This window comes from Streptomyces sp. NPDC058459, assembly GCF_042721685.1.
Taxonomy (GTDB): domain Bacteria; phylum Actinomycetota; class Actinomycetes; order Streptomycetales; family Streptomycetaceae; genus Streptomyces.
Map to the genome: position 1 here is coordinate 1 of NZ_JBHXLV010000193.1, position 12,289 is coordinate 12,289.

9 protein-coding genes are annotated in these 12,289 nt (G+C 72.0%); 3 read left to right on the plus strand and 6 right to left on the minus strand.

Going from position 1 to position 12,289, the window contains the following annotated elements:
* The first annotated feature begins 69 nt into the window (after window positions 1–69).
* On the plus strand, window positions 70–1,740 hold the full coding sequence (locus tag ACFWN1_RS26645; RefSeq protein WP_384366958.1) for an alkaline phosphatase D family protein: 1,671 nt from the start codon (window positions 70–72) through the stop codon (window positions 1,738–1,740).
* Here the strand turns inward: ACFWN1_RS26645 and ACFWN1_RS26650 are convergent.
* Window positions 1,725–2,318 (minus strand): dienelactone hydrolase family protein, encoded by a 594-nt coding sequence (locus tag ACFWN1_RS26650; RefSeq protein ID WP_384366961.1) that lies wholly within the window; start codon window positions 2,316–2,318, stop codon window positions 1,725–1,727. The genes ACFWN1_RS26645 and ACFWN1_RS26650 overlap by 16 nt on opposite strands.
* Window positions 2,319–2,430: 112 nt before the next feature.
* Here ACFWN1_RS26650 and ACFWN1_RS26655 point away from each other — a divergent pair, with 112 nt between their 5' ends.
* Window positions 2,431–3,537 (plus strand): mechanosensitive ion channel family protein, encoded by a 1,107-nt coding sequence (locus ACFWN1_RS26655; RefSeq protein ID WP_384366964.1) that lies wholly within the window; start codon window positions 2,431–2,433, stop codon window positions 3,535–3,537.
* 30 nt (window positions 3,538–3,567) lie between these two features.
* Here the strand turns inward: ACFWN1_RS26655 and ACFWN1_RS26660 are convergent, their stop codons facing one another.
* The 5 genes from ACFWN1_RS26660 to ACFWN1_RS26680 form a co-directional block, all read right to left on the minus strand.
* Entirely contained in the window at window positions 3,568–5,154 is a 1,587-nt protein-coding gene (locus ACFWN1_RS26660; protein ID WP_384366967.1) for a Na+/H+ antiporter, read from the minus strand.
* Window positions 5,155–5,248: 94 nt separating this feature from the next.
* Complete coding sequence (locus ACFWN1_RS26665; protein WP_384366970.1) at window positions 5,249–5,725, minus strand: GNAT family N-acetyltransferase; 477 nt, start codon at window positions 5,723–5,725, stop codon at window positions 5,249–5,251.
* Window positions 5,722–6,666, minus strand: coding sequence for an RluA family pseudouridine synthase (locus tag ACFWN1_RS26670; RefSeq protein ID WP_384366973.1), 945 nt, complete (start codon window positions 6,664–6,666; stop codon window positions 5,722–5,724). The genes ACFWN1_RS26665 and ACFWN1_RS26670 overlap by 4 nt, the downstream gene beginning before the upstream one ends.
* A gap of 66 nt (window positions 6,667–6,732) precedes the next feature.
* Entirely contained in the window at window positions 6,733–7,305 is a 573-nt protein-coding gene (lspA, locus tag ACFWN1_RS26675) for a signal peptidase II (RefSeq protein WP_384366976.1), read from the minus strand.
* Window positions 7,306–7,384: 79 nt separating this feature from the next.
* Window positions 7,385–8,437, minus strand: a complete 1,053-nt coding sequence (locus tag ACFWN1_RS26680; protein ID WP_384366978.1) for a TraR/DksA family transcriptional regulator — start codon at window positions 8,435–8,437, stop codon at window positions 7,385–7,387.
* 546 nt (window positions 8,438–8,983) lie between these two features.
* Here ACFWN1_RS26680 and ileS point away from each other — a divergent pair.
* The gene (gene ileS / locus ACFWN1_RS26685; RefSeq protein WP_384366981.1) at window positions 8,984–12,121 is read left to right on the plus strand and encodes an isoleucine--tRNA ligase; all 3,138 of its coding nucleotides are present in this window, start codon (window positions 8,984–8,986) and stop codon (window positions 12,119–12,121) included.
* Window positions 12,122–12,289 lie beyond the last annotated feature (168 nt).

A 12,289-nucleotide genomic window follows, 5' to 3' on the forward strand; every position in this document is an offset into this window, starting at 1 on the left:
GGTGAAGAGCGGGCGAACTCTCGGAGTTCGCCCGCTCCTGGCGCATACCGATCAGTAGCCTGATCGGCCGTGACCAGTCCACACAGCTCCGTCGAGGCCGCTTCGGCCCGCAACACCCTTGCGCCCAGCCGCCGTTCGGTCGTCAAGGCGGCGGCGGCCACCGCCGTCCTGGCCGGGCCGCTCGCCTCCGCCCTCCCGGCCCGCGCCGCCACCGCGGCCCCCGTCTTCCGCCACGGCGTCGCCTCCGGCGACCCGCTGCCCGACGGCGTCCTGCTCTGGACCCGGGTGACCCCCGTGCCCGAGGCGCTGCCCGGCTCCGGGATCGGCCCGGACACCGAGGTCGGCTGGACCGTCGCCCGCGACAAGGCGTTCACCGACGTCGTCGCCACCGGCTCCACCACCGCCACGGCGGCCACCGACCACACCGTGAAGGCCGACATCCGGGGCCTGCGGCCGGGCACCGACTACTGGTTCCGCTTCACCGGCGCGGGCGCCGAGTCCCCCGTGGCCCGCACCCGCACCGCGCCCGCCCCCGACGCCGCCGTGACATCCCTGCGCTTCGGCGTGGTCTCCTGCGCCAACTGGGAGGCCGGCCACTTCTCCGCCTACCGCCACCTCGCCGCCCGCGGCGACCTGGACGCCTGGCTGCACCTGGGCGACTACATCTACGAGTACGGCACCGGCGAGTACGGCACCCGGGGCACCGTCGTCCGCCCGCACTCCCCAGCGCACGAGATCCTCACCCTGGCCGACTACCGCGTCCGGCACGCCACCTACAAGACCGACCCCGACCTCCAGGCGCTGCACCTGGCCGCGCCGGTCGTCGCCATCTGGGACGACCACGAGTTCGCGGACAACGCCTGGTCGGGCGGCGCCGCCAACCACACCGAGGGCGCCGAGGGCACTTGGGCGGCCCGTCAGGCGGCGGCGAGGCAGGCGTACTTCGAGTGGATGCCGGTCCGTCCGGCGCTGGCGGGCACCACGTACCGCAGGCTGCGCTTCGGCAAGCTGGCGGACCTGTCCCTCCTGGACCTGCGCTCGTTCCGCTCCCAGCAGGCGGCCGCCGCCTCCGGCTCGGTCGACGACCCGGACCGCACGCTCACCGGGCGGGCCCAGCTGGACTGGCTGAAGGCCGGGCTGAAGGCGTCGGACACCAGATGGCGGCTGGTCGGCAACTCGGTGATGATCTCGCCGTTCGCGGTGGGCGCGCTCTCCGCCGACCTGCTCCGGCCGCTGGCCGAGCTGCTCGGGCTGCCGCGGCAGGGCATCGGCGTCAACACCGACCAGTGGGACGGCTACACCGACGACCGTCGCGAACTCCTCGCCCACCTCAGGGCCAACGCCATCGGCAACACCGTCTTCCTCACCGGTGACATCCACATGGCGTGGGCCAACGACGTGCCCCACGACGCGGGCACCTACCCGCTGTCGGCGTCGGCGGCCACCGAGTTCGTGGTCACCTCGCTCACCTCGGACAACCTCGACGACATCGTGAGGGCGCCCGAGGGCAGCGTCTCGGCCGTCGCCGCGCCGGTCATCCAGGCCGCCAACCGGCACGTCCACTGGGTCGACACCGACCGCCACGGCTACGGCGTCCTCGACATCACCGCCGAGCGCGCCCAGATGGACTACTACGTGATCTCCGACCGTACGAACCCCAACGCCACGTCGGCCTGGGCGCGTTCTTACCGCACCCGCAGCGGCACCCAGAAGGTGGAGCGGAGCTACAGCCCGGTGTAGGCGCCTGGCCAGAGGCTGTCGAGGAAGCCGAGCGCCACCCGCCAGGTGGCCTCGGCGGCCTCGGCGTCGTGGTCGGGCAGGTCGCGGTCCATGTAGAGGTGGCCGGCGCCGGGGTAGCGGTAGACCTCCACGTCCGCGCCGGCGCGGCGCAGCTGGAGGTACCAGGCGCTCAGCCAGTCGTCCGTCTCGAACGGGTCGGGCTCGGCCACATGCAGCTGCACCGGCAGTTCGTCCACGTGCGCGTTGGGCGCGATGTCCGAGGTGCCCTGGAGGAGGAGCAGGCCGCGCGCCTCGGCGTCGCCGAGGGCGAGGGTCTGCGCGATGGAGCCGCCGAGCGAGAACCCCGAGTAGACCAGCCCGCGTCCGGAGTAGGGGGCGACGGCCAGCACGGCCCGCTTGAGCAGTTCCTCCGTGCCCACCGACTGCTGGTACGCCATGCCTTCCTCGACCGAGTCGAAGGTGCGGCCCTCGAAGAGGTCCGGTGTCCACACCTCGTGACCCGCCGCGCGCAGCCGGTCCGCCGCGTCGCGCACCGCGGGGGTGAGCCCGTAGGCCGAGTGAAAGAGCATGATGTTCATGCCCCCATGGTGCCAGCCGCACCAGGTCAGGACGCCTACCGCGCGGGCCGTCCACCCGGGGGAGGCGTAACACACAGGTTCACGATGCCGTGTGGCGGTTACGTTCCCCCTCATGGAGAACGTCATCCGGCCCCTGGTCGTGGTCGGCGGTGCCGTCGCGCTCACCGTGCTGTTCGGCTGGGCCACCGACCTGCTGCTGCGCAAGGCCGACGAACGGCACGGCGAGACCCCCCTGTGGGGTCTGCTGCGCCGTTGCCGCGTCCCTTACCAGCTCGTCCTGCTCACCGCCCTGCTCAGAGGCTCCTACGGTCAGCTGACCGTGCTGCGCGGACACCGGGTGGGGATCGGGCAGGCCCTCACCCTCGTCCTCATCGGTTCGACGGCCTGGCTGCTCATCGGCATCGCGGGAGCCGTCGTCGAGACCTCCTACAGCCGGTACGCGCGCATGCACCGGGACGCCGCCCGGGTGCGCCGGGTGCGCACCCAGGTGACGCTGATCATGCGGGTGGTGTCGGCGACGGTCGGCGTGGTCGCCGTGGCGGCGATGCTGCTGACCTTCCCGGAGATGCGCGCGGCCGGTGCCTCACTGCTGGCCTCCGCCGGCATCCTCGGCATCGTCGCCGGCGTCGCGGCCCAGTCGACGCTGTCCAACCTGTTCGCCGGGCTGCAGATCGCCTTCGGCGACATGGTGCGCATCGGCGACACCGTGGTGGTGGACGGCGAGTGGGGCACCGTCGAGGAGATCACCCTGACCTTCCTGACGGTGCGGACCTGGGACGAGCGCCGGATCACCATGCCGGTCTCCTACTTCACCTCGCGCCCGTTCGAGAACTGGTCGCGGGGCACCCCGCAGATGACCGGCACCGTCTACTGGTACCTCGACCACAGCGCGCCCGTGGAGGCGATGCGGGAGAAGCTCCGCGACATCCTGCGCGGCTGCCCGGCCTGGGACGGCCGCGCGTACGGCCTGGTGGTCACGGACACCACCCAGAACACCATCGAGGTGCGCGCCCTCGTCACCGCGAAGGACGCGGACGACATCTGGACGGTGCGCGTCACGGTGCGCGAGCGGATGATCGCCTGGCTGTCCGCCGAGCACGCGTACGCGCTGCCCCGCGTCAACACGGCCGAGGCGGTGCCCGCCCCGCACCAGATCCCGTCCCCCGACCGCAGCACCCTGCGCAAGGCGTACGAGTTCCCGCGCGGCGGCCGGCTCTGAACCGGTGACCGGCCGGGAGCCGGGGGCGGCTCAGCGCAGGCTGCGCACGTCCAGGTGGCGCAGCACCCGGTCCACGATCTCCGGGTCCGCCCCCGGCTCACTGCGCGCGGCGAGCACCTCGTGGCGGGCGGCGCTCATCATCTCCGACTGGATCTGCCGCACCCGCTTCAGGCGGCGGGCCCGCTTCCGCTGGGCCTCGCGCCGCTCCTCCTCGCCCATGTCGGGGCTGATGCGGATGCCGATGTCGTAGGCGCGCCGCAGCATCTGCTCGGACAGTTCCTCGGGGAGATCCTCGACCTGCTCGATCTCGCGCAGCTTGCGCCGCGCGGCCTTGGTCGCGCGGACGGCGAGATCCTTCTCGAAGTCCTTCTCCCGCTCGGAGTCGGCCTTCACCCCGAGCCTGCGCACCAGCCGGGGCAGGGTGAGTCCCTGGAGCACCAGGGTGGCGATGATCACACCGAAGGCGATGAAGACGATGACGTCCCGGTCCGGGAAGGGCCCGCCGTCCTCGGTGGTGAGCGGGATGGCGAGGGCCAGCGCGACCGAGGCCACCCCGCGCATCCCGGACCACCACATCACCACGGTCTCGCGCCGGCCGACCGGGATCTCCTCGTCGATGTTCCGCCGGGCGTGCAGCCGCTTGGTCAGCCAGGTCGCCGGCAGCAGCCAGAGCAGCCGGACCAGGATGACGACGGCAGCGACCGCCGCCGCCCAGCCGAGCAGCTCGCCCCAGCGGCCGGAGGCGGTGCGGACGGCGTTGTGCATCTCGAGGCCGATCAGCCCGAAGGCGACCCCGGTGACCAGGGTGTCGATGATGTCCCAGAAGGTGTGCCCGGCCAGCCGGGTCATCACGTCGTCGGCGTCGGTGGCGTACTCGGCGAGGAACAGGGCGGTGGTGAGCACCGCGAGGACGCCCGAGCCGTGCAGCTCCTCGGCGAGCACGTAGGAGGCGTACGGCACCAGCAGGGTGAGGCCGATCTGGAGGGTGGCGTCGCCCAGCAGGGACATCAGTTTGTTGGCGCCCCAGCCGAGGGCCAGGCCTATGGCGACGGCGACGACCGCGGAGAGCACCAGGTCGAGCCCGGCCTCCCAGGGCGAGAACTCACCGCTGATCGCGGCCGCGACGGCCACGTGGTAGAGCACGATGGCGGTGACGTCGTTGAACAGCCCCTCGCCCTCCAGGATGGAGACCAGGCGGCGCGGCAGCCCGAGCTGCCCGGCGACGGCGGTCGCGGCCACCGGATCGGGCGGGGCGATCAGCGCGCCCAGCACCACGGCGGCGGCGACCGGCAGACCTGGCACTATGGCGTGGGCGACCGCGGCGACACAGACCGTGGTCACGAAGACCAGGGCGACGGCCAGCAGGAAGATCGGCCGGACGTTCGCCGCGAACTGCCGCCAGGAGGTGCGCCGCACGGCCGCGTAGAGCAGGGGCGGCAGCAGCGCGGGCAGGATCAGGCCGGGCGGGATGTCGACGTTGGGCACGAAGGGCAGTACGGCGAGCACCCCGCCGAACAGCGTCATCAGCACCGGCGCGGGCAGCCCGAAGTATTCACCCACCGGGACGCTCACCAGGGCGGCGAGCAGGATCACGAACAACAGGGCCAGCTGATCCACGTAGCGCTCTCCGGGGTTAAACGATCACCGCAAGCCTCCAGCCTGCCACGCCCGCCCCTCATGGCACATCAGCGGGCGCTTCGGGACGGCAGTCCTACGCGGGTCCGAGCGGGCGGCGCATCGCCCGGTGCGCGATCCCGGCGTCCTGGAACTCGGGGCCGTACGCCGTGTAGCCGAGGCGCTCGTAGAAACCGAGGGCCTGGGTCTGGGCGTGCAGGTCGACGGCGGTGAGACCGAGGTCACGGCCCGCGTCCTCGACGGCCCGCACCAGGGCCGCGCCGACGCCGAGGCCGCGCGCCCGCCGGGTGACCGCGAGCCGGCCCAGCGAGCCCACCGAGGCGTCCTGGCCGGTCTTGCCCGCGGCCGCCTCGCCGTACAGCAGCCGGCCGGTGCCGAGCGGCACGCCGTCCTCACCGATGGCCAGCAGGTGCACGGCGGTGGCGTCGAACGCGTCGTACTCGATGTCCTGCGGGACGCCCTGCTCGGCCACGAAGACGTCCTGGCGGACCGCGAAGCACGCCTCGCGCTCGGCGGGGTCGGCGGCGACGCGGACGGTGTACGGCGCGCTCACGCGTACGTCTCCTCCCGGACCCGGCCGAGGGCCCGGCTGAGGTCCTCGGGGTAGTCGCTCTCGAACTCGACCCACTGGCCGTCCGCCGGGTGCTCGAAGCCGAGCCGGACCGCGTGCAGCCACTGCCGCTCCAGCCCGAGCCGCTTGGCGAGCGTGGGATCGGCGCCGTAGGTCAGGTCGCCGACGCAGGGGTGGCGGTGGGCGGACATGTGGACGCGGATCTGGTGGGTGCGGCCCGTCTCCAGCTTCACGTCCAGCAGGGAGGCGGAGCGGAACGCCTCGATCAGGTCGTAGTGCGTCACCGACGGCTTGCCCTCGGCGATGACCGCCCACTTATAGTCGTGCTGGGGGTGGCGGCCGATGGGGGCGTCGATGGTGCCGCTCGTCGGGTCCGGGTGGCCCTGGACCAGGGTGTGGTAGTGCTTGTCGACGGTGCGCTCCTTGAACTGGCGCTTGAGCGAGGTGTACGCCCGCTCGGACTTGGCGACCACCATCAGCCCGGAGGTGCCGACGTCGAGCCGGTGCACGATGCCCTGGCGCTCGGCGGCGCCGGAGGTGGAGATCCGGTACCCGGCGGCGGCGAGACCGCCGATGACGGTCGTGCCGGTCCAGCCGGGCGAGGGGTGCGCGGCCACGCCCACCGGCTTGACGATGACGACCACGTCCTCGTCGTCGTACGCGATCTCCATGCCCTCGACCGGCTCGGCGACCACCTGCACCGGGGCGGGTGCCTGCGGCATCTCCACCTCCAGCCAGGCTCCGCCCTGCACCCGCTCGGACTTGCCGACCACGGCGCCGTCGACCTGGACCTTGCCGGCCGCGGCCAGCTCCGCCGCCTTGGTGCGGGAGAAGCCGAACATCCGGGAGATGGCGGCGTCGACGCGCTCGCCCTCCAGGCCGTCGGGCACGGGCAGGGTTCGGATCTCGGGAATCGTGCTCACCCGTCGAGTATGCCGGACGGGTGAGAAGGCAGCGGACGAGCCTGTGGAAAACCGGTGCGGGGCCGGTCAGTCCTTGTGGACGGTGCCGTCCGGGTCCAGTCCCCTGAAGGACAGCAGCACGATCAGGATGCCGCCGCACACGATCGCGGAGTCCGCCAGGTTGAACACGGCGAAGCCGCGGGGCGCGATGAAGTCGACGACCTCGCCCTGGAAGACACCGGGAGCCCGGAAGATCCGGTCGGTGAGGTTGCCGAGGGCCCCGCCGAGCAGCAGGCCGAGCGCGATGGCCCAGGGGGTGCTGTAGAGCTTGCGGGCCAGCCGGATGATCACCAGGATCACGGCGGCCGCGATCACCGTGAAGATGACCGTGAAGGCCGCGCCGAAGCCGAAGGCGGCGCCGGGGTTGCGGATGGCGTGCAGCTCCAGCAGGTTCCCGACGAGCTGGATCGGAGCGTGATGCTCCAGCTTCGCGACCACCAGCAGCTTGCTGCCGAGGTCGAGGGCGTAGGCGAACACGGCCACCGCGAAGAGCACGGCGATCCGGCGGCCGCGCCCGGTCCGCGCCGCGGGGGCCTCGGCCCGCTCTCCCCTGTCCTCCGGAGTGTCCGGCGTACCGATGATGCGCTCCGCCTCTGCCACGTGAGTCCCTCAACCTAGGTGCCTGACTGAGGAGAGCGTACGGCACACCCGCCACGGCGGCGGAGAGCGGACCCCGAGGTCAGGAGCGGCGTTCCTGCTTCTGCTTGCACTCCACGCACAGGGTGGCCCTGGGGAACGCCTGCATGCGGGCCTTGCCGATGGGATCGCCGCAGTTCTCGCACAGGCCGTAGGTGCCCGCGTCCAGCCGTTCCAGCGCGCGCTCGGTCTGGGTGAGCATCTCGCGCGCGTTGGCGGCGAGGGCGAGTTCGTGCTCGCGGGTGATGTTCTTGCTGCCGGTGTCGGCCTCGTCGTCGCCCGCGCCGTCCGCCGAGTCGCGCATCATGCCGACCAGGGACGCCTCGGAGGAGGTGATCTCCTTGTCCAGCCGGTCCGCCTCGGCGGCCAGCTCCGCGCGGGCCTCGGCGACCTCCTCGGGGGTCCAGGGGTCCTCCCCGGGCCGTACGGCCAGGTCACCGGGTGTGGCGGCGGCCAGACGCGCCGCGGGCGGGGCACCCTGCTCCGCCATGGCCGTGGCAGGGCTCTTCTTCGCAACCACCCTCGTGGCTCCCGTCTTCTCGGCCGTGCTCTTCTCGGCCGCCGTCTTGGTGGCCGTCTTCTCGGGTGCCGTCTTCTTGGCGACCGTCTTTTTGGCGGCGGCCTTCTTGGTGGCGGCCTTCTTCGTGGCGGCCTTCTTCGTGGCGGCCTTCTTGGTGGCCGTCTTCCTGGCGGACGCCTTACCGGCCGTCGTGCCCCGAGGGGTAGCCGCCTCGGCGGCGGTGGCCTCGGCGGCCGTCTTTCTGGGAGTCACCGTCTCGCCGCCCGTCTTCTCGCCGGCCGCCCGCCCAGCGGACGCCTTCCTCGCAGTGGTCTTCGCCGTGGTCTTCCCGGCGCCGTCCTCGCGGACCGGCGCGGCGCTCTTGGGGGCCCCGGAAGCCGCCGCCCTCCTGGCGGAAGCCTTGCCGGCGGCGGCCTTCCTGCCCGCACTCCTCTCGTGGGCGCCCTTGCCGGCAGCCGCCCGCTCGTCGGCCGCGGCCTCGCGTGGCGCCTTCTCCGGGAGCGCGCTCTCGGCAGCCGTTCGCGCCCGCCCGCTCCCCCTTTCCGCCGAACCGCCGGAGGTCTTCTTCGCCACCATGGCAGGGACCCCTTCACATATGTGAGATTGCAGGCGAATCGTGCTGGGACGATAAATCGACTTGGGTCCCGCGGCAACGGGGCACGCCGCCCGCTTCGCCCGCCCCGCGCCCCCCGCGCAGCGGACCTGCATCCGTTGTGCCCACCTCCCCGGCCCGTAACCCGCCACCCCGGGCCCGCCGCCATTCGGGTCGGACCCGCCGTGGAAAACTCGGTCGGCCGCTGTCCGCGCGGCGCCGTACACTGGGCGGAGCGAGAAGCGTGGATGGGGACGAGTAGCGTCGTACCGCAGCCCAGAGCGAGCCGGGGTCGGTGGAAGCCCGGTGGCGAGCGCGATGTGAAGATCACCCCGGAGCCGCCGGAGGAAAGCCCGGTCAGGGCGAGTAGAACCGGCTTCGTGACCCCAATGAGGGGGCTCACCGCCGTGCGGCACACGGCGGGGGCCAAGGAGGGTGGTACCGCGGGAGCGCGCCGCACACGGCGTGGACACGATCAGCTCTCGTCCCTCCGACGGAAGGCAGCAAGTTCCGTTGGAGGATGCTCGCAGATGACAGCGCCGACGTACCGCCAGGTGCCCGCCCAGGTCGACCTGCCCGCGCTTGAGCACGCCGTGCTCGACTTCTGGCGCGATCAGAAGATCTTCGCCAAGACCCTGGAGCAGTCCGGGGGCCGCCCCGAGTGGGTGTTCTACGAGGGCCCGCCGACCGCGAACGGCATGCCGGGTGCCCACCACATCGAGGCCCGCGTCTTCAAGGACGTCTTCCCCCGCTTCCGCACCATGCGCGGCTACCACGTCGGCCGCAAGGCCGGCTGGGACTGCCACGGCCTGCCGGTCGAGCTGGCCGTCGAGAAGGAGCTGGGCTTCTCCGGCAAGAAGGACATCGAGGCGTACGGCATCGCCGAGTTCAACGCCAAGTGCCGCGAGTCGGTGACCCGGCACACGGACGCCTTCGCCGAGCTGACCACCCGCATGGGCTACTGGACGGACCTCGAGGACCCATACCGCACGATGGACCCCGAGTACATCGACTCGGTCTGGTGGTCGCTGAAGCAGATCTTCGACAAGGGCCTGCTGGTCCAGGACCACCGAGTCGCCCCCTGGTGCCCCCGCTGCGGCACCGGCCTCTCCGACCACGAGCTGGCCCAGGGCTACGAGACGGTCGTGGACCCCTCCGTCTACGTCCGCTTCCCGCTCACCTCCGGCCCACTGGCCGGCGAGGCGTCCCTGCTGGTGTGGACGACGACCCCGTGGACCCTGGTGTCCAACACGGCCGTCGCCGCCAACCCGGACGTCACCTACGTCGTGGCCACGGACGGCACGGAAAAGGTCGTCGTCGCCGAGCCCCTGGTCGAGAAGGCCCTCGGCGAGGGCTGGGAGCCGGCCGGCCAGTCCTTCACCGGCGCCGAGATGGAGCGCTGGACCTACCAGCGCCCCTTCGAGCTCGTCGAGTTCCCGGAACCCGCGCACTACGTGGTCAACGCCGAGTACGTCACCACCGAGGACGGCACCGGTCTGGTCCACCAGTCCCCCGCGTTCGGTGAGGACGACCTCAAGGTCTGCCGCGCCTACGGCCTGCCCGTGGTCAACCCGGTCCGCCCCGACGGCACCTTCGAGGAGGACCTCCCGCTGGTCGGCGGCGTCTTCTTCAAGAAGGCCGACGAGAAGCTCACCGCGGACCTGGCCGAGCGCGGCCTGCTCTTCCGCCACCTGCCCTACGAGCACAGCTACCCGCACTGCTGGCGCTGCCACACCGCGCTGCTCTACTACGCCCAGCCGTCCTGGTACATCCGCACCACGGCCGTCAAGGACCGTCTCCTCGATGAGAACGAGAAGACGAACTGGTTCCCGGAGACCGTCAAGCACGGCCGCTTCGGCGACTGGCTGAGCAACAACATCGACTGGGCGCTGTCCCGCAACCGCTACTGGGGCACCCCGCTCCCCGTCTGGACCTGCGACAACGACCACCTCACGGTCGTCGGCTCCCGCGCCGAACTGAGCGAGCTGACCGGCACCGACCAGTCCGGCCTGGACCCGCACCGCCCGTACATCGACGCCGTGACCTTCCCCTGCCGCGAGTGCGGCGACACGGCCACGCGCGTGCCCGAGGTGATCGACGCCTGGTACGACTCGGGCTCGATGCCGTTCGCGCAGTGGGGCTACCCGCACAAGAACAAGGAGCTGTTCGAGAGCCGGTACCCGGCGCAGTTCATCTCCGAGGCGATCGACCAGACCCGCGGCTGGTTCTACACGCTGATGGCCGTCGGCACCCTGGTGTTCGACCGGTCCTCGTACGAGAACGTGGTGTGCCTCGGCCACATCCTCGCCGAGGACGGCCGCAAGATGTCCAAGCACCTGGGCAACACCCTGGAGCCCATCCCGCTCATGGACCAGCACGGCGCGGACGCGGTGCGCTGGTTCATGGCGGCCGGCGGTTCACCCTGGGCGGCCCGCCGGGTCGGCCACGGCACCATCCAGGAGGTCGTCCGCAAGACGCTCCTGACGTACTGGAACACCGTCGCCTTCCAGGCGCTGTACGCCCGCACCGCAGGCTGGGCGCCGAGCGAGGCGGACCCGGCCCCGGCCGACCGCCCGCTGCTGGACCGCTGGCTGCTGTCCGAACTCCACGCCCTCACCAGCCAGGTGACCCAGGCGCTGGAGGCGTACGACACCCAGCGCGCCGGCAAGCTGCTGTCCGCCTTCGTGGACGACCTGTCGAACTGGTACGTGCGCCGCTCGCGCCGCCGGTTCTGGCAGGGCGACAAGGCCGCGCTGCGCACCCTGCACGAGGTGGTCGGAACGGTCACGCAGCTGATGGCGCCGATCACCCCGTTCATCGCCGAGCGGGTCTGGCAGGACCTGATCGTGCCGGTGACCCCGGACGCCCCCGAGTCCGTCCACCTCTCCACCTGGCCGGAGGCCGATCCGTCGGCGGTCGACCCGGAGTTGTCGAAGCGGATGGTCCTGGTCCGGCGGCTGGTGGAGCTGGGCCGCGCCACGCGTGCCGAGTCGGGCGTCAAGACGCGCCAGCCGCTGTCCCGCGCGCTGGTCGGCGCGGCCGGCTTCGACACCCTCGGCCCGGAGCTGCGCGCGCAGATCACCGAGGAGCTGAACGTGGAGTCCCTGGCCTCGCTGTCCGAGGTCGGCGGCTCCCTGGTGGACACCACCGCCAAGGCCAACTTCCGCGCGCTCGGCAAGCGGTTCGGCAAGCGGGTGCAGGACGTGGCCAAGGCGGTCGCCGCCGCCGACGCCGCCGCACTGTCGCTGGCACTGCGTGCGGGCACGGCCTCGGTGGAGGTCGACGGGGAGACGGTGACGCTCGCCCCGGACGAGGTGATCATCACGGAGACGCCGCGTGAGGGGTGGTCGGTGGCGTCCGACTCCGGTGCGACGGTGGCGCTGGACCTGGAGATCACGGAGGAGCTGCGGCAGGCGGGGCTCGCCCGGGACGCCATCCGGCTGATCCAGGAAGCGCGTAAGAACAGTGGGCTCGACGTGGCGGACCGGATCGCGCTGCGGTGGTCGGCCACTGACCCCGCGGTGGCCGCCGCCCTGTCCGAGCACTCCGGGCTCATCGCGGAGGAGGTTCTCTCCACGGACTTCGCCCAGGGCGAGGGGGACGAGAACTTCGGAGAGGCTTTCGTGGACGAAGGGCTTTCTCTGACGTTCCGTCTGCGTAAGGCGTAACGCTCTGCTGGATCGACGGCGGCTGCCCTGTGTGGGCGGCCGCCGTCGCGTTTCCGGCTGCGGGTGCGGGGTGGCTGGTCGCGCAGTTCCCCGCGCCCCTGGGTAGCTGATCCCTCTGTGGACTGGATCAGTAAACCCCCCGCAACGCGCGTAAAACAGGGCGGCCCC